The 23,195-nt window shown below is 74.7% G+C and carries 15 protein-coding genes; 4 read left to right on the forward strand and 11 right to left on the reverse strand.

Going from position 1 to position 23,195, the window contains the following annotated elements; genetic code table 11:
* Positions 1–113 precede the first annotated feature (113 nt).
* Positions 114–2,600, forward strand: a complete 2,487-nt coding sequence (locus tag DV701_RS05655) for a LuxR C-terminal-related transcriptional regulator (RefSeq protein ID WP_162802832.1) — start codon at positions 114–116, stop codon at positions 2,598–2,600.
* Positions 2,601–2,672: 72 nt separating this feature from the next.
* Here the strand turns inward: DV701_RS05655 and DV701_RS05660 are convergent, their stop codons facing one another.
* From DV701_RS05660 to DV701_RS05680, 5 genes are all read right to left on the reverse strand, one after another.
* Positions 2,673–3,218 (reverse strand): GNAT family N-acetyltransferase, encoded by a 546-nt coding sequence (locus DV701_RS05660; protein ID WP_162802833.1) that lies wholly within the window; start codon positions 3,216–3,218, stop codon positions 2,673–2,675.
* 4 nt (positions 3,219–3,222) lie between these two features.
* The gene (locus DV701_RS05665; protein WP_114927441.1) at positions 3,223–5,007 is read right to left on the reverse strand and encodes an RNA polymerase sigma factor; all 1,785 of its coding nucleotides are present in this window, start codon (positions 5,005–5,007) and stop codon (positions 3,223–3,225) included.
* Positions 5,008–5,220: 213 nt separating this feature from the next.
* A complete protein-coding gene (locus DV701_RS05670; protein ID WP_114927442.1) occupies positions 5,221–5,628 on the reverse strand; it encodes a universal stress protein in 408 nt (135 codons plus the stop codon).
* 127 nt (positions 5,629–5,755) lie between these two features.
* A complete protein-coding gene (locus DV701_RS05675; protein WP_114927443.1) occupies positions 5,756–7,066 on the reverse strand; it encodes a DUF4192 family protein in 1,311 nt (436 codons plus the stop codon).
* A 73-nt stretch (positions 7,067–7,139) separates the two neighbouring features.
* The gene (locus tag DV701_RS05680) at positions 7,140–7,877 is read right to left on the reverse strand and encodes an EcsC family protein (protein WP_114927444.1); all 738 of its coding nucleotides are present in this window, start codon (positions 7,875–7,877) and stop codon (positions 7,140–7,142) included.
* Positions 7,878–7,941: 64 nt separating this feature from the next.
* Here DV701_RS05680 and DV701_RS05685 point away from each other — a divergent pair, with 64 nt between their 5' ends.
* Positions 7,942–8,541 carry a hypothetical protein gene (locus DV701_RS05685; protein WP_114927445.1) on the forward strand — a complete coding sequence of 200 codons (600 nt, stop codon included), beginning with the start codon at positions 7,942–7,944 and terminating at the stop codon, positions 8,539–8,541.
* 61 nt (positions 8,542–8,602) lie between these two features.
* On the opposite strand, the gene DV701_RS05690 is transcribed toward DV701_RS05685, so the two are convergent.
* Entirely contained in the window at positions 8,603–9,556 is a 954-nt protein-coding gene (locus DV701_RS05690; protein WP_114927446.1) for a PAC2 family protein, read from the reverse strand.
* Positions 9,557–9,680: 124 nt separating this feature from the next.
* Between DV701_RS05690 and DV701_RS05695 the strand changes: the two genes are divergently transcribed.
* The gene (locus tag DV701_RS05695; RefSeq protein WP_114927447.1) at positions 9,681–11,822 is read left to right on the forward strand and encodes a S9 family peptidase; all 2,142 of its coding nucleotides are present in this window, start codon (positions 9,681–9,683) and stop codon (positions 11,820–11,822) included.
* Between the two features lie 220 nt (positions 11,823–12,042).
* Here the strand turns inward: DV701_RS05695 and DV701_RS05700 are convergent, their stop codons facing one another.
* The 3 genes from DV701_RS05700 to hrpA all read right to left on the reverse strand — a co-directional run bounded on the left by DV701_RS05700 (position 12,043) and on the right by hrpA (position 18,083).
* Positions 12,043–12,702, reverse strand: coding sequence for a VOC family protein (locus DV701_RS05700; RefSeq protein WP_114930821.1), 660 nt, complete (start codon positions 12,700–12,702; stop codon positions 12,043–12,045).
* Between the two features lie 32 nt (positions 12,703–12,734).
* On the reverse strand, positions 12,735–13,922 hold the full coding sequence (coaE, locus tag DV701_RS05705) for a dephospho-CoA kinase (protein WP_114927448.1): 1,188 nt from the start codon (positions 13,920–13,922) through the stop codon (positions 12,735–12,737).
* 99 nt (positions 13,923–14,021) lie between these two features.
* Positions 14,022–18,083, reverse strand: a complete 4,062-nt coding sequence (gene hrpA, locus DV701_RS05710; protein ID WP_228255245.1) for an ATP-dependent RNA helicase HrpA — start codon at positions 18,081–18,083, stop codon at positions 14,022–14,024.
* 106 nt (positions 18,084–18,189) lie between these two features.
* Here hrpA and DV701_RS05715 point away from each other — a divergent pair, with 106 nt between their 5' ends.
* A complete protein-coding gene (locus tag DV701_RS05715) occupies positions 18,190–19,212 on the forward strand; it encodes a glycerophosphodiester phosphodiesterase (RefSeq protein ID WP_114927450.1) in 1,023 nt (340 codons plus the stop codon).
* A gap of 25 nt (positions 19,213–19,237) precedes the next feature.
* On the opposite strand, the gene DV701_RS05720 is transcribed toward DV701_RS05715, so the two are convergent.
* Positions 19,238–20,557 carry an alpha/beta hydrolase gene (locus DV701_RS05720; protein WP_114927451.1) on the reverse strand — a complete coding sequence of 440 codons (1,320 nt, stop codon included), beginning with the start codon at positions 20,555–20,557 and terminating at the stop codon, positions 19,238–19,240.
* Complete coding sequence (locus DV701_RS05725; protein ID WP_114927452.1) at positions 20,554–23,094, reverse strand: bifunctional lysylphosphatidylglycerol flippase/synthetase MprF; 2,541 nt, start codon at positions 23,092–23,094, stop codon at positions 20,554–20,556. The genes DV701_RS05720 and DV701_RS05725 overlap by 4 nt, the downstream gene beginning before the upstream one ends.
* Positions 23,095–23,195 lie beyond the last annotated feature (101 nt).

Below are 23,195 nucleotides of genomic sequence, written 5' to 3' on the forward strand. Positions count from 1 at the left end.
GCACAGGTTGCGCATCGGGCGGATGCCCCAGTTCCCGACGGGTGGACAACTCGTCTAGGGCGACCGCCCTATACGAGGCCGCCGATCGCTGCCATACTCGCAAGATGCGTGCCGTGAGGCTGTACGGTCGCGACGAGGCGTTGCGGTCGGTCGCCACCGCGCTGGGCGAGCCGGGCTCGCTGGTCACCATCACCGGGCTGCCGGGGTCGGGCCGCACGAGCGTGGCGCGGGCGGCCGTCGAGGTCGCGGGACCCGAGCACCACCGTGTCGAGGGTCGGCGCACGACGCTGCCTGGCGCCCTGCGTGCCGCCCTGGAGGTCGTCCCACCGGCCGGGCTGGTCCTCGTGGACGACGCGGACCACGTGACCGGGGCCCGCGAGGTGGTGCGGCACCTGCGCGACGCGCAGCCCGGGCGCAGGGTGCTGCTGGTCTCCCGCACCCCCTCGGGGCTGGCCGACGAGGTCGTCGTGCGCCTGGCGCCCCTCGAGGCGCCGGACCCCACGGAGGACCCGGACGTGCTGCGGCACCATCCGGCGGTCCAGATCTTCCTCGACGTGGCCTCGCGCACCGGGACGGCCGCCGAGATGGAGGACGCCGCGATCGGCCACGTCGCCCGGATCTGCGGCGCGCTGGGCGGTCTGCCGGGGGCGATCAGCCTGGTGGCGGCACGCACCGCGACCTACTCCCCCGCCACCCTCGTGAGCCTGCTGGCGCGCGAGCCCGGCCGGCTGCTGCGGGCCAGGGCCGTGGCGGGGCAGGACGACACCCACGACCTCTTCGCCGCGGTGGCGCTGAGCATCTCCCTGGTGGAGCCCGGAGAGCGGGCCCTGCTGGAGGACCTGGCCGTCTTCCACGGCCCCGTCGGGATCGAGGCCCTCGCGGAGGTCTGCGGACGCGCGGAGGTGGTCGACGAGCTCTCCGCCCTCGTCGACGTCCACCTCGTGGAGCCCCACCACGACCAGCGGGGCAGCCGCTTCTCCCTGCCGCCGCTGCTCCGGGGGCACCTGGGCGGCACCGCGGACGGCACCGCGGACGGCACCGCGTACAGCCCCTCGTCGCCCCAGCTCCTCGGCCGGCACCGCCGGTGGGCACGCCGGGTGGCCGAGGAGGCCGTCGCCCTGGAACGCGCCGGCCGGCCGACCGCCGCCCGGGAGCTCGTCGCACCCCTGGAGGAGGACCTCGAGGCGGCACTGGGGCGGGCGCTGCGGCACCGCGACGCGTCCGACGCCAGCGTCCTGCTCCTGGCGCTGCTGCCCGTGCGGGCCGGACGCGGCACGACGCCGGAGGTGCTCGGTCTGACAGGCACCGTCCTGGACCTGTGCGCCGGGACCGAGGGGGCCGGGATGTCCGATCCGAGCGACGTGCTGGTGCTCACCGCCTGGCGCGAGCTGCTGCGCGCGGAGTCCGCCGAGTCACCGGCCGCGACCACGGCCGCGGCGGACGCCCTGGCCGAGGTCCGCGAGCGGGCCCGCTCCCTGGGGGAGCGCGCTCTGCTGGAGATCACCTGCTTGGCGGTCCAGGCGGCCCGTTCGATGGTCGAGCGGACACGCCTCGAGGAGTGGGCGCACGAGGGCCGCCGGCTGGCCGAACGGCTCGGGGACGAGGTCCGGCTCTCGAGGCTGGAGACCTGGTGCGGGATGTTCGCCCACCAGCGGGGGGACTTCGTGGCCGCTGCCCGGTGGGCGCGCCAGGCGCTGGAGCGCAGCCACCACCTGGACGATCCCGCCCTGGTGCTGCGCCCCTCCATCCTGCTGCGCGGTCTGCCCACGGAGCACGGACGTCCGCACGACCTGCCCTCCCTGGACCAGCTGGTGCGGCTCGCCCACGACTGCGGTGACCTCGCCGTGCTGGACTGGCTGGAGCCGACCGCGGCCTTCGGCGCCCTCACCGCGGACGACCCGGCCAGGGCCGCCGAGCACTGCGCCACGACGCTGCGCCGGGTGCGCACGCACGGCACGCGGCAGCGTTCCGGACCGCCGCTGCTGTGCCTGTTCCTGCTGGCGGTGCGCACCGGGGACCTGCAGTGGGCCTGGCGGCTGCGGGGGATCCTCCTGCACCACGACGCGCTGCTGCGCCCCTCCCTCCCGCTGCTGGTGGCCGACGCCTACGACCGGGCGGTCCGCGGCCTGGACACGGCCGCCGCGACGCACCCGGAGGCGAGCACGCACCTCGCCTGGGGCGGCCGGCTCGACCTCGACGAGGCGATCGACGCCGCGCTGGACTACGCCGCGCAGGTGCGCCGGACGAGCCCTGCCGTCCCCGCCTCCCGTCCGTTGCTCGGGCGGGAACGGGAGCCTGCCCGCCCGGGCGAGGTCTCAGCGTCCTCCCGCAGCGGGCACGAGCTGACCGGGCACGAGCTGACCGGGCGCGAGCTGGACGTCCTGGCACGGCTCGTCTCCGGCGGCACCAACCGGGACATCTCCGTCGACCTCGGCATCAGCGCCAAGACCGTCATGCACCACACCTCGGCGATCTACCGCAAGCTCCGGGTGCGCGGCCGAGCTGAGGCGGTGGCCTGGTACCTGCGCCACTTCTCCGACGACACCGGCTGGGAGGTCTCCGAGGGTCTGCACCTCGTGCGGGGCAAGGCAGAGGCGTGACGGAGCGCCGGCCAGGTGATCGCCATCCCGCTGCACCGACCGCCGCCGGCCCGGACCGCGTGGACGGACGGCTCAGACGGGTCGGGCCATCTCCAGGTCGCGCACGCCCGGCTGGCGCGGGTGCGGCAGCGAGTGCCCGGTCAGCGCGTAGCCGTGCCGCTCGTAGACCCGGAGGGCGGCCACGTTCGTCTCGGTCACCTGCAGCACCAGCCGGTCCGCGCCGAGCACGTCCCGGGCCAGGGCCCGCGCCGCCTCCAGGAGCGCGTCGACCACGCCCCGCCCGCGCGCATCGGGTATGACGTACACGGCCAGCACGAGCGCGTCCCCGGCGCCGGGCAGCAGCCCGACGTGCGGCGGGACCTCCGGGGTGAGCACCGTCACCGTCCCCACCGGCCGTCCGCCGGCGTCGCGCGCCTGGAGGGTGTGGCCGTTGCTGCTGCGTCGCCACTCCTCCTCGGTGCGCTCCTGCACCTCGGCCAGCGTCGTCCAGAACGCGTCCGGGGCGTCGGTGAGCATGCCCACCCGCAGCTCGGCGTAGCTGCGCCAGTCCTCCGGGGTGAGGCGGACGACATACATGCCCTCGAGCGCGCGGGGGCTCCGGCCCGCAGGTGCGCGCACGGCCTCAGTCCAGGTAGTCCCGCAGGACCTGCGAGCGCGAGGGGTGGCGCAGCTTGCTCATCGTCTTGGACTCGATCTGCCGGATCCGCTCGCGGGTCACGCCGTAGACCTTGCCGATCTCGTCCAGCGTCTTGGGCTGGCCGTCGGAGAGGCCGAAGCGCATCGAGACCACTCCGGCCTCACGCTCGGAGAGCGTGTCCAGCACCGAGTGCAGCTGCTCCTGCAGCAGGGTGAACGACACCGCGTCGGCGGGCACGACGGCCTCGGAGTCCTCGATGAGGTCGCCGAACTCGCTGTCGCCGTCCTCGCCCAGCGGGGTGTGCAGGGAGATCGGCTCGCGGCCGTACTTCTGGACCTCGACGACCTTCTCGGGCGTCATGTCCAGCTCCTTGGCCAGCTCGTCCGGGGTGGGCTCGCGGCCCAGGTCCTGGAGCATCTGGCGCTGGACGCGGGCGAGCTTGTTGATGACCTCGACCATGTGCACCGGGATGCGGATGGTGCGTGCCTGGTCGGCCATCGCCCGGGTGATCGCCTGGCGGATCCACCAGGTGGCGTAGGTGGAGAACTTGTAGCCCTTGGTGTAGTCGAACTTCTCGACCGCACGGATGAGACCGAGGTTGCCCTCCTGGATGAGGTCGAGGAAGAGCATGCCACGGCCGGTGTAGCGCTTGGCGAGGCTGACCACGAGGCGCAGGTTGGCCTCGAGCAGGTGGTTCTTGGCGTTCTTGCCGTCCTGGGAGATCCACCACAGCTCGCGCTTGAGCTTGGCCTCGACCTTTTCGCCGGACTTCAGCTTCTCCTCGGCGAACAGGCCGGCCTCGATCCGCTTGGCGAGCTCGACCTCCTGCTCGGCGTTGAGGAGGGCGACCTTGCCGATCTGCTTGAGGTAGTCCTTGACCGGGTCCGCGGTGGCGCCGGCGGTCACGACCTGCTGGGCCGGTGCGTCGTCGTCGTCGGCCGAGGACAGCACGAAGCTGTCGTCGTCCTTGTCGGACGCCTTCTTGGCGGTGACCGGCTTGTCGGCCTCGGCGTCCTCCTCGTCGGCGTCCTCGTCGTCGACCTCGACGTCCTCGTCCGGCTTCTCGACGGCGGTGGTCCTGGCGGCGGTGGCCTTCTTGGCCGCACGCTTGCGGGGCGCCGGCTTGTCGCCCGCGGCGGCACCGGCGGCGGCGCGCGTGGTGGCCGCCTTCTTCGTGGCGGTGCGGCGCGTGGTCGCGGTGGTGGCCTCCTGCGCTGGGGTGTCGGCGTCCTTGGCCGCGGTCTTCGACGCAGCGGTCTTGGCAGCGGTGGTCTTGGCAGCGGTCTTGGACGCCGCGGTGGTCTTGGCCGCGGTCTTCCTGGCGGCTGTCCTGGGGGCAGCAGCCTTCGCCGCGGGTGCGCCCTCGCCCGCGGCCTCCGCGGACGTCTCGGCGACGGTGGTCTTGCTGGCCGTGGTCTTGCTGGCCGCGGTCTTGCTGGCGCCGGTCTTGCTGGCCGACTTCTTGGCAGCCGTCTTCGCGGCGGGCGCGGCCGTCGTCTTGGCCGCGGTCTTGCGGGCGGCGCGCCGGGGCGCGGCGGCCTTTGAGGTCCCGTCGTCGCGGACCTCGATCGCCTGGTCGCTGAACACGCGGAGCACCTTCTTCTGGGCGGCGGACGTGGAGACCTCGGCCTCGTGGAGCGCGTCCCGGACCTGCGACATCGCCACGTGACCGTCCTGCGTGCCCTGCGCCAGGAGAGACTTGAGAGCCTTGTGCTCGAAGGCGGGCGGAAGCTCGGTCGGGGCGGGGTTACGGGAGGTCTTGGCGGTCACTGGAAGAACCAACTCATTTCTGGCGCGGTCAGGGCGGCGGCGGGGCAGGGAGGAGTCGTCGTGACGAGTTCGGAAGCGGTGGTAGACCCGTGTCGACGGCGGGCGACCCTGCCATTATAAAACGTCGACCCTCCAAGAGATATGCCCAGGCCGTCGCAGCGGGCGTTTCTCGCCCGCTGCGACGGCCCGGAAGGTATGCCGTGGACCTCGCGTTCAGTCGTCCTCGCCGGCCTTGACCGCCAGCACCGGGCAGGTCGCCTCGAGCAGGATCCGCTGGGCGTTGGAGCCCAGGATCAGCTTGCCGATCGGGGTGCGGCGGCGCAGCCCGATCACGATGAGCATGCCGTCGCTCTCGTCGGCGACCTGCACCAGGTCCTCGGCCGGCTCGTTGCCGCGCACCAGCGCGCGGACCTCGTGCTGGATGCCGGCCTCGTCCAGGTCGTGCTGCACGGTGGTCAGCTCTTCCTCGAAGCGCTGGGCCTCCACGGCGTCGAAGTCGCGACCGCCGCGGTGGGAGTTGACGACGATCAGCTTGGTCTCACGCAGCAGTGCCTCGGCACGGGCGGCGCGCAGGGCCGCACGGCCTTCACGCGTGGGGATATAGCCGACGATGACCGACATGGGGACGCTCTCCTCGCTGTGGGGAAACTCTGGGAATCCTGGAAGGGAGGCTACACCGTCGTCTCCGTCCGCACGGCCCGAGGTGGGCACCCCCGCACGCCCGGTGCCGCGTCCCCAGCAGCGCAGGTCAGGCCGCCTTCGCCCCCCGTCGCCAGGGCGGGATGCCCCGCTCCAGCGCCGCCTGCACCAGCAGCGCCATGCGGTAGCCGGGGTCGATCTCCAGGGCGAGGTCGACCGTCTCGTTGGCGACCGTCCCCTCCCCCTGTCCCCAGGCGACGACGCCGGCCACGGTCAGCAGCGGGGCGGCTACCGGACGGGGCACCGCGGCGGCCACCCCCAGCAGCCGGTCCAGCGCTCCGGCGTCCCGGGCGGGCCACGCACGGACCGAACGCCGCAGGTCCCGCGCGTCCTCGGCGGACAGCACCTCCTCCACGCTGAACAGCTCGGGCAGCCACCGCGCCAGGAGCGCGTCGCGCAGGGTGCGGTCCGACAGCGCCAGGACGACGCGGGCCCGCTGCGCGGGGTCCGGCTCGTCCTCTCCGTCGACCACCCAGCGGCTCAGGCACGCCAGCGCGGACAGCTGGTGCTGCCTCGTGCGGCCGGAGCCGTCCGTGCCGCGACGGAGCGCGTCCAGGGCCGAGCCGGTCTGCGCCGCGGCGTCAGGGTCGTGACGGCGCACGCCGGCCACGACGTCGTCCCGTCCGGGCAGGGCCGACCTCCCGCGCAGGACGAGGTCGGCCACACCGGGCACGTCCGCGGGCACGGGGACGGGACGCCAGCCCCAGGCACTGTCAGCAGCCGTGCCGTCGGCTCCCCGGGAAGCGCCCCCTGCGCCACCTGCGCCCCCGGTCCCCGCCACGACCTCATCGGCAGGGTCGAGGCCAAGGACCAGCCGCAGGATCCGCCCGCCAGCGACCCCGTCGGCCACGAGCGGCAGGTAGCGCTCCCCCTCCACGAGCAGCAGGTCGTGCAGGCCGTGCCCGCCGGCCGAGGCCAGGGTCCAGACCGCGCAGGCCACCGCGTCGGCGACCTGCGGAGGTGCGTCGTGCACGAAGACGTGCAGCAGCAGACCGTCCAGCCCCTCGGGCACGCCGGCCCGACCCGCGCCACCTCCCCCGGCGCCGGCCTGCTCGCGGGCCACCCGGGCCAGCGGCCCCGCGAACGCCTGGAGCACCACGTCCGCGTCCTCGCCGGGCGGCAGGTCCACCCGCGCGGTCAGGACCGCGTGGCGCCGGTGGGGGGCGTCGCGGGCGCCCGGGGCGGTCGCGACCAGCACCACCGAGCGGCGCGGGTGGTAGCCGAGCACGTGCGGCAGCGCCGCGAGCAGGTGCTCGGTGCCCGAGAGCAGCACCGGCCCCTCCCCCGCCTCCTCCCCTCGCCGGGTGCTCTCGCAGGTGGTGGGCTTCGCAGTGGTCTCCGTCTCCGTGATGTCGTCCATGCGCCAACGGTGACGGCGAGGGGCTGCCGCCGGCAGCCCCTCGCCGACGATCTGTGGACGACGCGCGCCCGGGTCAGGGGGTGTGGACGGATCCTTCCCCGGCGGGGCGGGGCACGAACTCCTTGCGCGCGTGGTCGGCGATCCGCTTCATCAGGATCCCGTCCAGGCCGGCGCCGACGATGCCGCCGGCGATCGGCACGAACCGGACGAACCGGGCCAGGGCCTTGCCGCCCACGGTCGTGAGCAGCCGGAACCCGACGGCCTTGTTGATCATCATCCCGGCGGCCTTGGGCATCCTGGAGACCGCCATCCGGGCCAGCCGGCCGGAGCCGGTCATCCCGGTGACGGCGCCCAGCCCCGCCTTCTGCAGCAGGTCGTCGGCGTCCGCGCCGACGAGCGAGAGCAGGACCGCCGCCCGGGCCCCCGGGGATGAGACGTCATACCCCCGCAGCTCGGCGACGGCGGCCACCATGCGGGTGGCGATCGCGTAGAAGCCCAGCACGTTGGCCGGCAGCGACACCGGCATGGTGATGATGCCGCCGACGCCGGTGGCGAAACCGCCCGCGCCGGCCAGCTTGACATGGTCGGAGACGACCTCGCGGACCGCCTTCCGGACGTCGCCGCGGTGCTTGGCCAGCGCGTCGGCCGCCACCTTGGAGGACGAGGAGAACGGGCCGATGCCGTCGATCCCCGTGTCCATGATCCGGTTGACGAAGGCGTTGGCGATCGAGTCCAGCGGACCGGCGTCCTCGGGTGCCGGCAGGTCGGCCTCCCGGTGTGCCGGGCGGTCGTCGGAGCCGAACAGGCCCATGGGTCCTCCTAGGGTCGGGGATGTCGGCTCACATCCTGACACGGCGTGGGCTAGGTTTCCCGTCATGCCGACGGGGTACGGGACGACACGCGGGCGCCTGCTGGCCGCGATCGCCGCGCTGATGGTGCTGGCCGGCGCCGCGCTGCTCTGGCTCGGTCTGCGGGGACTGACCGAGGCGCCGGACGTGCAGCTGGGCGCGGCGACGCACAGGACGACGGTCGACGCGGGGGCGGGCGGCTTCTCGCTCTGGTCTCCCGACGCGTCCGCCTTCGCGACGGCGGTGTGCACCGCGGACGACCGCACGCTGCTGCGACCGGTGTCCGGCTACGGGGTGGAGGTGGACGGCGCGACCTACCACGAGCTGGCGCGCAGCCCCCAGGGTCTGACCGGCGAGGTCGTGGTCTCCTGCGAGCCCGCCCAGGAGTTCCGGGTCGGACCGCCCGCGCAGGCCGCCTCGAGCACGGGTCTGCGGGGCACGGCCGGCGTCCTGGCCGGCACGACGCTGCTCGTCCTCGGGCTGGCGCTCGAGGGCTGGGTGCTGGTCGCCGGCGCGCGCCGCCGCCGGATGGAGTCCTTCCGGGTTCCCGCGCGCCGGCTCGACCCGGGTCCGTCCACGACCCCGCCCACGCAGACCGCCGCTCCCGACCGGGACGGCAAGGGGTGAGAGGACGGGGTATGGCGTGCGCACGCCATACCCCGTGGGTCCTGCTGGGCCCGGGGTCGCCTCAGCCGGGCTCCTCGGTGCCCTCGCCGGGCTCCTGGGGTGCGGGACCGGCGACGCCCGGGTCGGCCAGGAACGCCTCCAGTGCCTCCCCGATCTCGTCTGCGCTGGGCAGCTTGGCCGCCTCCGCGGCGAGCAGGCTGCGGCGGCGCTGGCCCTCGACGAAGTGGTCGTAGCGCTGCTCCAGCCCCTCCACGACCTCGCGGGCCTCCTCGTTCTGCTCGAGCTCGGCCTCGATGCGGCCGCGGGTGAGAGCGGCGGCGGAGACGAGCTCGGCGGTCGGCAGCACCAGCCCGGTGAGGTCCATGACCGCGTCGGCCGCTGCCACGACCGCGTCGCCGAACTGCGTCTCGGCCAGGTAGTGCGGCACGTGGACGGCCACGCCCATCGTGGTCAGCCCGGCCTCTGCCAGCCGCAGGTGCAGCAGCGCCTCGGCGCTGCCGGGGATCTTGACCGAGCCGAAGATCGGGGTGTGGTCGCCGAGCAGCTCCCGGTCGCTGGCGAAGCGGGTCATCCCCACCGGCCGGGTGTGCGGCACCGCCATCGGGATGCCGTGCGCGCTCACGACGCGGCGCACGCCGAAGGCCAGTCCCAGCTGGCGCACCGCCTCCACGAAGCCCTCCCAGCGGAAGTCCGGCTCGACACCGTGCAGGAGCAGGAACGGCTCGCCCGCGGCGTCGGTCATCCGGTAGAGGATGAGCGAGGGGTCGTCGTAGTCGGCGTAGTGGTCGGAGTCGAAGGTCATGAGCGGTCGGCGCGAGCGGTAGTCGACCAGTTCGTCGACGGCGAAGCTGGCCACCACCTCGTGCTCGAGGGTGTCCAGCAGGTGCTCGGCCAGCGCGCTGCGGACCTGCCCGGCGTCGAGGAACCCCTCGAGCGCCACGAAGAGCAGCGGGGCGGGCTGGGGCTGGCGCTCGGCGTCTGCCTCCAGGCGGAACAGCGGTGAGTGCGTCGTCACGGGTCTCAGTCTCCTCTCTCCACGTGGTGCAACGTGGTGACGGTCGGGTTTGATTCCGGGAGGTATGGGGTGCATCGTCGCAGGTGCACGCGCGCCGGTGGGTGGCGGATGTTAGGAAGGTCCCATGAGCGCACCGCCGACCGTCTTCCACGACCTCGACCACTACGTCGCCGTCCCGCGGCTCTCCGGGCTGGCGCTGTCGCCGGACGGCCGCCGGCTGGTGACGACGGTGGCCACCCTCAACCGGAAGGGTACGGGCTACTCCTCGGCGGTGTGGGAGGTCGACCCGACCGGCGAGCGGCCCGCGCACCGGCTCACCCGCAGCGCCAAGGGCGAGACGGGCGCGGCGTTCGGCGCGGGCGGCGACCTCTACTTCACCTCCGCGCGGCCCGACCCGGACGCCGAGGAGGACGAGCCGCGGGCCGCCCTGTGGCTGATCCCCGCCCACGGCGGCGAGGCACGCGTCGTGCTCGGCCGGCCCGGCGGGGTCGACGCGGTCACCTGCGCCCCCGACGCCGACGTCGTGCTCGTCACCGCCGCGGTCCTGCCGGGAGCCGTTGACGAGGAGCAGGACGCGAGGCTGGTCGCGGCCCGCAAGGAGGCCGGGGTCGAGGCGATCCTGCACAGCGGCTACCCGGTGCGCTTCTGGGACCACGACCTGGGGCCGGCCCGCCCGCACGTCTTCGTGCTCGAGGAGGGTGCCGCCGGGCCCGCGGAGGGCGAGGCGGAGGCGACGGACGCCGAGGACGAGGCCCCCGCGCCGCTGCCCGGCACGCTCGACCGGACCGCGCCGCACCGCCTGCGCCGGCTCACCGGCGACCTGGCCCTCCCGCTGCACGAGCCGCACCCGGTGCTCTCCCCCGACGGCACCTTCGCGCTGCTGGCGGTCCCGGTGCCGATGGCCCGCGCCGAGCAGCGCTCCGCGCTGGTGCGCATCGACGTGGCGTCCGGCGAACGGCATACCCTCCTGGACCTGGAGGGCACCGAGGTGGACAGCGGCCCGGTCAGTCCGGACGGGACCCGCGCGGTGGTCGTCACCGACCGGGTGACCACCCCGACCGACCCGCCGCACCCGCGCCTGCACCTGATGGACACGACCACGGGCGAGACGACGCCGTTGGCCCCGGACTGGGACGCGTGGCCCACCCCGGCGGCCTGGACGCCGGACGGGTCGGCGGTGCTGGCGCTGGCCGACCAGGACGGACGGCGCCCGGTCTTCCGGATCGAGGTGGCCACCGGTGAGGTCACCCAGCTCACGCACGACGACGACGCCTGGAGCGAGCTGGTGGTCGATCCCGAGGGGCGGGTGGCCTACGGGCTGCGCAGCTCCTACCTCTTCCCCAGCGAGCCGGCGCGGCTGGACCTGGAGACCGGAGAGGTCACCGCGCTGCCGGGACCGGTGGAGCGCCCCGCCGTCCCGGGGCGGCTCGAGGACGTCGGGACCACGGCCGAGGACGGGACGCGCGTGCGCGGTTGGCTGGCGCTGCCCGAGGGCGACGCGCCCGCCGAGGGGCACCCGCTGCTGCTGTGGATCCACGGCGGCCCGCTCGGCTCGTGGAACGCCTGGTCCTGGCGGTGGAACCCGTGGATCCTCGTGGCCCAGGGCTACGCCGTGCTGCTGCCCGACCCCGCGCTGTCCACCGGATACGGGCAGGACTTCATCCAGCGTGGCTGGGGCGCGTGGGGGGAGGCGCCCTACACCGACCTGATGGCGATCACCGACGCCGTGGTCGCCCGGGACGACGTCGACGCCTCCCGGACCGCGGCGATGGGCGGCTCGTTCGGCGGCTACATGGCCAACTGGGTCGCCGGGCACACCGACCGCTTCAGGGCGATCGTCACGCACGCCTCGCTGTGGGAGCTGGAGGGCTTCGGGCCGACGACCGACGCCGCCTTCTACTGGCAGCGCGAGATGACCCCGCAGATGAGCCTGGCCAACAGCCCGCACCGGTTCGTCGAGCAGATCGTCACCCCGATGCTGGTGATCCACGGCGACAAGGACTACCGCGTGCCGATCGGCGAGGGCCTGCGGCTGTGGTACGAGCTGCTCTCCCGCTCCGGCCTGCCCGCCGGCGAAGACGGCTCCACGGTCCACCGGTTCCTCTACTTCCCGGCCGAGAACCACTGGATCCTCTCCCCCCAGCACGCCAAGATCTGGTATGCCGTGGTCTGCGCCTTCCTCGCCGAGCACGTCCTCGGGAAGGAGCCGCGCGAGCTGCCGCCGGTGCTCGGGCTGACCGCGCCGGCGGAGGACGCGAAGGGCTGACTGAGCGACGCGCGACGTCGGCGGGGTCCCGGCCAGCGAGGACGGCCGGTCCGCGGTGGAGGCGTCGCGACGCCGGGACAAGCCCGGCTCGGCGGAGATGTCGCGGATCGTCGACCACCGTGCACGTCGACGATCCGCGACATCCATCGGGAGCCGGGGCTGTCTCGTCTGCGGTGACGTCGCGACCGGAGCCGCGACCGGAGAGGAAGGGGCGCTCGCCTCAGGCGGTGCCGCGGCCCTGCCAGGTGCAGATGCAGACCTCGTTGCCCTCGGCGTCGGCCAGCACCCACCACGACGGGGCGTGCTCGGCGGAGACGAGCCGCCCGCCCGCCTCGATCGCACGGGCCAGCCGCTCCTGCGCGACGTCGTGCGGGACGGTCAGGTCCAGGTGGAAGCGGTTGCGCTGCGTGCGCGGCTCGTCCATCTGCTGGAACCACAGCGTCGGCTGCCGGCCCGAGGGGTCCACGAGCTCGCCGCCGTCGGCGCCACCCGTGCCCTCGTAACCCAGCACGGCCCGCCAGAACGGCTCGACGTCGGCCTGCACCATGACGTCCAGACCGATCTCCAGCTCGGCCAGCGCCCCCGGCGGGGCGGGCTCGACACCCAGCTCCTCGGCGATCCGGCTGACCGCGAGCGCGAGCCGACGGTCCCGGTCGGTGAGCCGGCCGACGTCATGGCTGACCGTGGTCACGGTCACGTGCGGGTAGCGCAGGTCGACGTCGGGGTGGTGGTTCAGCTCGTCGGCCGCGGCGGCGATCCGCGAGGCGAACTCGGCCCCTGTGCTGAAGCTGCCGGTCGCCCACCGCGAGACGAGCCGACCGAGCAGCACCCGCCAGGCGCCCAGCTCGGGGTCGGTCGAGAGTCGCTGGTCCTCGTTCATGGCCACCAGCGTGCCACCGCGGGACCGGCCTGTCAGGTCGGCCGCCACCCGGTGCGCGCCGCCCACTCCTGCGCGCGGGGGAAGGCCCGCGCGAACCACGGCTCCTTGGCCTCGGCGTAGTCGCTGGTCGTCAGGCCGGCCGCCACGAGCGACTGCTTGAGGTGCAGGTAGTCCGCCCGGGCCTGCGCGTCCGCGCGCAGCCAGTCGCGCATCAGCAGCGCCAGGCGCCAGCCCGGCCCGTCCGCGGCGCGGCCGTGCACGTGCACCACCCGCCCGGGGTCGCCGGAGCCCCACAGCCGCTTGGGCAGCCGGTCGACGTCCGGTCCCGGGCCGTGGTCCCAGCCCTCGCGCGGCGCCAGGAAGCCGACCCGCCCGAGCCGCCCGACCACGTGGGCGTCGTCGAGCACCTCCAGCGAGGGCACGACGACCTGCAGGTCCACGACGTCCTTGGCCGGGAGCCCCGGCACCGCCGTGGAGCCCACGTGGTCCACGCGCACCGCCGCGCCACCGAGCGCGTGGCGCAGCCGGGCGCGTAGCCGGTCGGCCTGCGCCGCCCACGCCGGGTCGTGGTCGACCACCGCGAGGACCTCGCTGCGCCGCGCGGTCCGACCGCGGCGCAGGTTGGCCTCGAAGGGCACGAGCCGCTCGTGCCAGAGCCGCTCGACCCGCGTCTGCAGCTCCTGGATGCTGCCAGCGTTGGGCAGCAGCACGTCGGCCGCCGCCCGTCGCCGCGCGTCGTCCGCCTGGGCGGCGATCCGCGCCCTGGCCGCCGCCTCCTCCATCCCCCGCAGCTCGACGAGCCGGCGCAGGCGCACCTCCGCCGGCACGTCGACGATCACGGTCAGCGCGTAGTCACCGGTCCGGTCCAGCTCCACCAGCAGCGGGATGTCGTGCACGACCACCGCGTCGTCCGGCGCGGCTGCGACGAGCTCGCGGGTGCGCTCGGTGATCCTCGGGTGGGTGATCGCCTCGAGCTGCTTGCGGGCGCCCTCGTCGCCGAAGACCACGGCGCCCAGTGCCGGCCGGTCCAGGGTCCCGTCGGCGGCGACCAGGTGCGTCCCGAAGCGCGCGGCGATCTCGGCGAGCGCCGGTGTGCCCGGCTCGACCACCTCGCGGGCCACCCGGTCGGCGTCGACGACGACGGCCCCGAGCGCGGCGAGCCGCCGGGACACGGTCGACTTACCCGACCCGATCCCGCCGGAGAGTCCCACGAGAAGCATGGGCACGAGGGTATGCGGTGCGGGCCCGGCAGGGACGCGGCGAGCTTGAGGAGCACCGCCCGCCGGCGGCGGCTGAGCACTCGGCGACGTGGAGGGAGGTCACCCGGTCGCCGTGGCGTCCTCGGCCGCGTCCATCGCCGCGTAGATGCGCTTGGCCGACACCGGTCCGGCCGTCCCGAGCCGCTGGGCGAAGAGCGAGACGCGCAGCTCCTGCAGCGACCAGACGATCTCGAGGACGTCGGGGTCGTGGCGCCGGTGCGGCGGCAGACCCTCGAGGAACCTCCCCAGCTCCTCCTCCACGACCTGCACCTCCTGCGTGCGCTTCCGGTCCCGGGGCAGGTCCTGCACGCCCTTGTCGAGCCGCTCGGCCATCCCCCGCAACCAGACGACCATGCGGGGCAGGCGGGGGCGGCCGACCTCGGTGACGAACCCGGGCCGCACCAGCCGGTCGAGCTGGCTGCGCAGGTCCAGCGCCATCTCGGCCGCGGCCGGCGTGGTCAGCTGCTGCAGCCGCAGCGAGACCTCGCGCGCGGTGTCCAGGATCGGCACGAGCGCCTCGACGATCTCCAGCACGCGCGGCACGGCCTGCTGACGGACCGCCACCAGGGCGGCCTCGAACTGCGCCGGTGTCCGCACCGTGGCCCCGGGCAGGTCGGCGACGACCGAGTCGACGGCCGCCGCGAGCGCGTCCTCCAGGAGGGCCGGCACGGAGCCGTGCGGGTTGTGGCCCAGCGAGAGCTTCTGGGCGTTGGTGAGCAGGGCCAGCAGCCGCTTCCACGGAGGCTGGGTGTTGAGCAGCAGCAGCCGGCGGATGCCACGGAGCGTCTCGCGGGCGGCCTCGGACCGGGTGGCCAGCACCCGCACGTCGACCGCCGCACCGGTGTCGACCAGCGCCGGGAAGCCCTGCACCGTGCGCGGCCCGACCTGCCTGCTGAACGTCTCCGGCAGCGGGTCGAGGTCGGCCGGCCACGTGGTCAGCCCCGTGCGCTCCACCCCGGAGGCGGCCGCCGCCATCGTGGTGCGCACCTGTCCGGCCAGCTCGGCCTGCAGCGCCGCCAGGTCCTTGCCCTCGCCGAGCACCTCGACCCGCCCGCCGCGACCGCGCCCCCGGCCCTTGGCCCGCACCGCCCGCTCGACGCTGAAGGTCATGCGCAGGTGGTCGGGCACGCGCTCCCACGCCACGTCCTCGGCGTGCACGCGCACCAGCCCGCGGCGGGTCAGCTCCTCGGCGAGGGCCTCCGCGACGGGGATCGTGCCCACGGTGCCGGCCGACTCCATACCTCGCAACGCCGCCCGCGCGTGGTCGGGCGCGGGGACGAAGTTGCGCCGCAGGTCCTTGGGCAGCGCGGTGACCAGGTCCTCGCGCAGCCCGGGCACCAGCCAGTCGAACCCGGTGTCCTCGACCTGGTTGAGCACCTCGACGGGCACGTGCAGGGTGACGCCGTCCGCCGCGCCGCCAGGGTCGAACTGGTAGGTGAGCCCGAACGTCAGCTCCCCCTGCGCCCACGTCGTCGGGAAGTCCTGCGCGCTCACCGCGCCCGCGTCGGCGACGAGCAGGTCCTCGGTGAAGGTCAGCAGGTCGGGGTCCTCGCGGCGGGCCTGCTTCCACCAGGTGTCGAAGTGCGTCCCGGAGACGACCTCGGCGGGGATCCGCGCGTCGTAGAACTCCACGAGCGTCTCGTCGTCGACGAGGATGTCGCGGCGTCGCGCCCGCGCCTCGAGCTGGCCGAGGTCGTCGAGCAGCCGCCGGTTGGCGTGGAAGAACTCGTGCCGGGTCTCCCAGTCGCCCTCCACCAGCGCGGTCCGGATGAACAGGTCGCGGGCGGTCTGCGGGTCGATCCGGCCCAGGGGCACCGGTCGCCCGGCCACGAGGGGTATGCCGTAGAGCGTCACCTGCTCCTCGGCCACCGCTCCCCCGGCGGAGCGCGACCAGCGGGGCTCGGAGTAGGAACGCCTGACCAGGTGCTGGGCCGCGGCCTCCACCCAGGCGGGGTCGACGACGGCGTTGGTGCGCGCCCACAGCCGGGAGGTCTCGACCAGCTCGGCGGTCATCACCCACTCGGGGTTGCGGCGGTGCAGCACCGAGCCCGGCTGGAGGACGAAGCGGGCGCCGCGCGCGCCGAGGTAGTCGCGCTTCTCCCGCTCCCACAACCCGACGTGCGAGAGCAGGCCCGCCAGCAGGCTCTGGTGGACCTGGTCGGCGCTGGCGGGGTGCTCGTTGACCTGCAGGTTCAGGCTCCTGGCCGCCCTGCGCAGCTGGGTGTGCAGGTCCTGCCACTCGCGCACCCGCAGGTAGTGCAGGAACTCCGCCTTGCACAGCCGGCGGAAGGCGCTGCCGGAGAGGCGCTTCTGCTCGCGCTGCAGGTACTTCCACAGGTTGAGCAGGACGAGGAAGTCGGAGTCCACCCGGTCGGGAGGCTCCGCCCCCCGACCGCCCCCCGGACGGACGTCCTTGCGGGGGCCGCGGCCGCCGGCACCCTGGACCCGCACCGGCCTGCCCTCGCCGCCGTCGGCGCCGCGGGCGGAGAGGTCGGCGTCAGGACCGCCGTGCGTGGGCACGCCCCCGACCCGCCGGAAGCGCGCGTGCAGCTGGTCGGCGCGTTCGCGCTGCTCGGTGGGCCGCTCGCGGACGTCCTGCATGGACAGCGCCGCGACGATGACCATGACCTCCTTGAGCGCGCCCTGCTTCTCGGCCTCGACGAGCATCCGCGCCAGGCGCGGGTCGACCGGCAGCGCGACGATCGCCCGCCCGTAGGGGGTGATCCGCTCGCGCGGGACGTGCGCCGGCGCGGTCGGGTCGATCGCCTGGAGCTCGGTGAGCAGCCGCACACCGTCGGCGACCTGCCGGGAGTCCGGCGGCTCGACGAAGGGGAACTTCTCGATCTCCCCCAGTCCCAGGCTGGTCATCTGCAGCACGACGCTGGCCAGGTTGGTGCGCAGGATCTCGGGGTCGGTGAACTCCGGGCGCCCCTCGAAGTCCTCCTCGGAGTAGAGCCGCACCGCGATCCCGTCCGCGAGCCGGCCGGCGCGGCCGGCGCGCTGGTTGGCCGAGGCCTGGCTGATCGGCTCGATCGGCAGCCGCTGGACCTTCAGGCGCTGGGAGTAGCGCGAGATGCGCGCGGTGCCGGTGTCCACGACGTACCGGATGCCGGGGATGGTCAGCGAGGTCTCGGCGACGTTGGTCGACACCACGATCCGCCGCCCGGCGTGCCGGGAGAAGACCCGGTGCTGCTCGGCCGCGGACAGCCGCCCGTAGAGCGGCAGCACCTCGGTGCCGGGCAGGTCCATGCCCTCGAGGGCGTCGACGACGTCGCGGATCTCGCGCTCGCCGGAGCAGAAGACCAGGACGTCCTCCCCCCGCCCGTCGCGGCCGGAGGCCTCGGTCCACAGCTCCTCGACGGCCTCGACGACGCCGGTGACCTGGTCGACCTCGACGAGGACCGGCTCGGCGTCGGCACCGCCGCGGGCCGGCGCGCTCTCGCGCACCAGCGGCCGGTAGCGCACCTCGACCGGGTAGGTGCGCCCGCTGACCTCGACGACCGGGGCGGGGCGGCCCTGCGCGTCGGCGAAGTGCGCGGCGAAGCGGTCCACGTCGATCGTCGCCGAGGTGATGATCACCTTGAGGTCGGGGCGCTGCGGCAGCAGGTTCCTGAGATAGCCGAGGATGAAGTCGATGTTGAGGCTGCGCTCGTGCGCCTCGTCGATGATGATCGTGTCGTAGCGCCGCAGCATCCGGTCCCGCTGCAGCTCGGAGAGCAGGATGCCGTCGGTCATCACCTTGACCAGCGTGTCCGCACGGGACCGGTCGGTGAACCGCACCTGGTAGCCGACCGTGGTCCCCAGCTCCACGCCGAGCTCCTCGCTGATCCGCTCGGCGACCGAGCGCGCCGCGATCCGCCGCGGCTGGGTGTGGCCGATCTGCCCCTCCACCCCGCGGCCCAGCTCCAGGCAGATCTTGGGCAGCTGGGTGGTCTTGCCCGACCCGGTCTCGCCGGCGACGACCACGACCTGGTGGTCCCGGATCGTCGCGAGCAGGTCGGCGCGCCGCTCGCTGACCGGCAGCTCGGGTGGGTAGTGCAGCGCGTCCGGGGCCGGCAGCGCCGCCCTCCTGGCCGCGACCAGCTGCGCGCCCCGGCGCTGGGCGGGGCGGGGCTCGGGCATTGCGCCATGGTACGTCGGTGGCCGGCGGCGACCGAGCCGGTTTCGCCGGCGGTGCGCGGCCCGGGCGCGGGGCTGCGGGCCCGACGGGGGCGTAGCGTGCCCCGTCATGGCCCTGCCCCTCTCCGGCGTCCCGCTCGTCATCGGCCACCGCGGCGCGAGCGGCCACCGGCCGGAGCACACGCTGGCCTCCTACGAGCTGGCCGCGCGAATGGGCGCCGACCTCATCGAGCCGGACCTCGTCCCGACCAGGGACGGCGTGCTCGTCGCGCGGCACGAGAACGACATCACCGGCACCACCGACGTCGCGGAGCACCCCGAGCTCGCCGACCGGCGCACGACGAAGGTCGTCGACGGCACCGAGGTGACCGGCTGGTTCACCGAGGACCTGACGCTCGCCGAGCTGAAGACCCTGCGCGCGGTCGAGCGGCTGCCGCGGGTGCGGCCGGGCAACACCGAGTACGACGGGCTGTTCGAGGTCCCGACCTTCGCGGAGATCCTTGCGCTGCGCGAGCGGCTGTCGGCCGAGCTGGGGCGCGAGGTCGGCGTCTACCCCGAGACCAAGCACCCGAGCTACTTCGCGGGGATCGGCCTGGCGCTCGAGGAACCGCTGGTGGCCGCGCTCGCGGAGCACGGGCTGAACCGGCCGGACGCCCCCGTCTTCGTGCAGTCCTTCGAGCTGGCCAACCTGGCCGACCTGCGCCACCGTCTGGGGCTGCGCACGCGCAGCATCTTCCTGCTGGAGGGGTCGGGCTCGCCCCACGACCCGGTCGTCGCCGGCGAGAGCCTGCGGGAGGTCGTCCGGGCGGGGGTCGACGGGATCGGCCCGGACCTGACGATGGTCCTCTCCCGCAGGCCAGACGGGTCGTGCGGGCAGGACACCGGTCTCGTCGAGCGGGCCCACCGGGCGGGACTGCTCGTCCACCCCTGGACCTTCCGCGCCGAGAACACCTTCCTCCTGACCGACTTCCGCGTCGGCGACGACCCGGGCGCCCACGGCGACCTGGCCGGGCAGATCAGCGCCTTCCTGCAGGTGGGCGTCGACGGCTTCTTCACCGACCACCCCGACGTCGGCGCGGCGGCCGTGCAGGCCTGGGAGGCACACACCGAGGAGCAGCGGCCGAACGGCTGACCGGCGACACGGTCGGTACGCGCGACTACCCAGGGGGCGGGATGAGGCCCTGACGCCGGGCGAGCCACGGCAGCTGGTCGGCCAGGGCCGCGGCCCAGGTCGTCCAGGCGTGACCGCCGGGATGCTCGCGCAGCTGTACGTCCATCCCCGCCGCCCGGGCGGCCTCGTAGACCTGGTGCGCGTCCTGCCGGTAGACGTGGTCGTCGCTGCCCACCGAGACGATCCCCGCGACCTGCGGGTAGCGCTGCCGCGCCATGAGCGTGAGCGGGTCGTTGACCTCCAGCGCCGCCTCGTCGCCGCCGAAGCCGCGCTCGAGCGTGCGTCCCGGGGTGCCCAGGGTCGGGTGGAGCTCGCCGGACATGTCGAGGAAGGTCGGGAAGACCCGCGGCGCCCGCGTGGCCACCTGGAGCGCGCAGGTCCCGCCGTTGGAGATGCCGCCGACGGCCCAGTGCGCGTGGTCGGTGTCGACCTGCAGGTGGGCGGTGACCCACGCGGGGACGTCCTGCTGCAGGTAGGTCGCCACGTCGCCCTTCCACGCGTCGGAGCACAGCGGGTTGGTCAGGCTCCCGCCGAGGTCGTCCGGCACGACCACCACCGGGGCCAGGCCGTGGTGCGCGGCGGCGAAGGCGTCCATCGTCGCGGTCAGCTCCCCGCCGGTGAGCCAGTCCGAAGGACTGCCGGGCACCCCGGCCACCAGCACCAGGACGGGCAGGAGCGGGCGCCTCCGGATCAGGTAGGCGGGGGGCAGGTAGACGTAGGCCTCGCGCGGGGAGAACCCCGGGTCCGAGGCCGGGATCGGCGTCCGCACCACGGTCCCCGCGGCCGGCAGGTCGGGCGGGGCGGTCCACCAGGTGTATGTCGTGCCGCTCCCGGTCGCGGGGTCGGCGACCGGGGCGACGTCGACCTGCTCCAGGGGCACCGGGTGCAGGTCCAGGCGCAGCGCGACCCCCACCGTGGCATAGGTGGAGAAGTGCGCGTTGAGAGCCACCATGACGGCCAGCAGGGCCAGCGCGGCCGCGCCCACCGAGCCTGCTGCCTGCCGCACCCGCCTCCCCGTGCGCCACGGCCCGGCCAGGGCCTGGAGGAGGACCAGGGTCAGGGTGCCGATCATCGTCCAGGTGAAGACGCCGATCTCGTCCGGGACCGGCCGCCAGACCCGGTCGACGCCCCACCAGAGGCCGACGGCGAGCGCCAGGGCGACGAGGACGAGCACGACCTGGGTGCGGGCCCGCAGCCGCCTGGTCCGCCGCCACCAGAGCAGGAGGACCACGCCGGCGAGGACGGCCAGCGCCACCGGCCCGACGACGGGGTGCAGCAGGGGGACCGAGCCGACAAGGTCCTTCACCGGTCCGCCCTCGTCAGCGTGCGGCCCAGCCGCACTCCGTCCACCACGCGCAGGTGCGGCAGGTAGGCGTGCGCGACCGCCCGGCCCACCAGCGGCAGGTCGCCGGGGTCGGGCAGGCACAGGTAGAGCGGCTCCTCGCTCACCCCGAACTTCGCCTTGAAGGCGTGCAGGCTGCGGAAGCCGTAGGCCGGCTCCAGGACCCGGCCGAGCCAGTCCAGGACGTCGGTGAGCAGCGCCTGGTCACGGCCGCCGCTCCCGTCCCCGCTGCCGTCCTCGGCGGTCGTGGCGGCCTCGCCGTCGGGCCGGCCCGCGTGGGCGAGCGGGGCGCCCGAGAGGGAGAGGAGCCGCATACCCTCCTCCTGGGCGTCCAGCGCCGCCCGGGCGATGAGGAACTCCATCACCGACCGGAAGCCGTCCTCCCGGCGACGCATGACGTCGAGGGTGAGGCCGACCACCTCGCCGCCGTCGTGGACCGGCAGCCAGGAGGTCACGCCGTGGACGCGCCCCTCGCCGTCCTCGGCGAGGAGCAGCCGGACCTGCGGGTCATCCATCTCGGCGAGCCCGCCGAGGGTGAAGCCCATCTCGGGGAGCGCCTTGTCGGCCAGCCAGGCGCGCGAGATCTCCCGCAGCTGCTCGCGCCTGCCCTCCGAGGCGTCCTGCCAGGTCGTCCAGCGGGCGACCACGCCGTCCCGCCCGGCCCGGTTGAGGGCGGTGCGCACGTCCTGGAAGGCCTTGCCGCGGAAGCCGACCTCGCCCAGCGCCAGCAGGGCCTCCTGCGCCACCTGGACGCTGGTCCAGCCGAGCCGGGCCGTCACCGCCTCGGTGCCGGGGTGGACGGAGTACAGGGCGGGGACGAGCGCCCGGGAGGCGCAGTGCTCGGCGAACTCGCGGACGACGGCCTCGAGGTCCTCGGGCGCGCAGACCGGGTCGCCGACGGTGAGCGCCACACCCCCCGACGTCCGGTAGGCCACCGCCGCGCGCCGGTCCGCGGAGGTCCACGTCTGGTTGCCGGCCCAGGTGCCCAGCCAGGACAGCGTGCTCGTGACGGGGGCGACCTCGCGCACGGTGCGCCGGTAGGCGTCCTGGTCGGCGGTCCCCTCCTCGACTGGCCGGAAGGAGCGCGCGAGCAGCACGCAGGAGACCGCCCAGGGCAGGATCGGCAGCCACTGGACCAGCACCTTGGCCAGCGTGCCGTCGGGCAGCGACAGCGGCGTGAGCACGGTGAGCGCGGTAGAGGGCAGCAGGGCGACCCCCACGTCCGAGAGCAGCCCGCGCAGGGTCGCGTCGGGCACGAACTGCTCTCGCACCGCGAGCCCGCCGACCACGATCGTGGCGGCCACGGCCGCCGTGACGACCAGGACGCCGACCCAGAAGCGGCGGTAGGTGCCTTCCTGCGCACGGACCCGGAAGGACCGACGGTTGGCCAGGACGGCGCCGGCCAGGAGCAGGGGCACCAGCACGGGCACGATCAGGCGCGCACCGGGCAGCATCGACCCGGGCGCCACGGCGAGGTGGTTGCCGGGCAGGGAGCCGTCGTAGCGGACGCCGATGAACAGGTGGGCGGCCGCCAGCACGGCGAGGAGCCCCTGGAGCACGAGCGTGCCGACGAGGGCCGCGCGCCGGCCCCGGCGCAGCCCCTCGGCGAGGACCAGCTGCAGGAGCAGCGGCAGGACCGAGAGCAGGGTGGTCCCGACCCCGGTCTCCCGCAGCACGTAGACCGCCCGGTCGCACTCGTTCTCCCGGGCCCGGTCGGCGCACAGCGCCAGGACCTCCCCGGGCGTGTAGGCGGCCCCGGCGAACAGGAACCGCGTCGCGGACAGCGGTCCCACCAGGTGGGGGCTGCCCAGCGACAGCAGGATGCCGACGGCCACGGCCGCCACCGAGGTCGCGGTGAGCACGCGGATCTCGTGCCGGCTGCCGACCACGCGCGCGCGCCGGATCTGGCCCGGGAAGAACCAGGCGCCGAGCAGCACCCCGAGGCCGGCGGCCAGCAGCACCGCGACGTCCTGGGGCTCCCCGGCGAAGGCGGCCGCGACCAGCAGGAGCGGGAAGGCCGCCGACCAGACCCGGCGACGCCACAGCGAGTGCATCGGCACCGACGCCGCGACCGCGGCCGCCCACACCCCGGGCCAGGGCGACCCGACCGGGGCGGTGAGCAGGTGGGTGCCCCAGACGGGGTCGACGAGGGTGACGGCCCGGGCCAGGGCCCAGGTGAGCAGGAGCGCCACCATCTGGCCCCCGACGAAGGACCCCAGGAAGCGTGCCGGTCCCAGCCTGCGCTCGGCGGCGCCGCCGAGGACGAGCACCCCGAGCGCCGCGGCGAGCGCGCGCAGCAGGTCGGGGGTGGACACTGGTGAGGTGAGCAGGTGCGGCCAGGCCCCGGGCAGGTCCTCGAGCACGAGCGGCCGCACCGGGCCGGCGGTCCAGGCCGTGGCGAGGGCGACGCCCAGCACGACGACCGCCAGCGCGACCGACACCGGCGCACCCCGCAGGTGCCGCAGCACCGCGTCCCACCCCTGCGCCGCCCGCAGCTTCATCCGTCTGTCTCCTGACCTCGTCCGACGGCCCCGTGCACGAACCAGGCCGTGCACGCTTCACCGTACGTCCGACGCGCCCCACCCCACTCGACCTGCGACAC

The organism is Ornithinimicrobium avium (assembly GCF_003351765.1).
Taxonomy (GTDB): domain Bacteria; phylum Actinomycetota; class Actinomycetes; order Actinomycetales; family Dermatophilaceae; genus Ornithinicoccus; species Ornithinicoccus avius.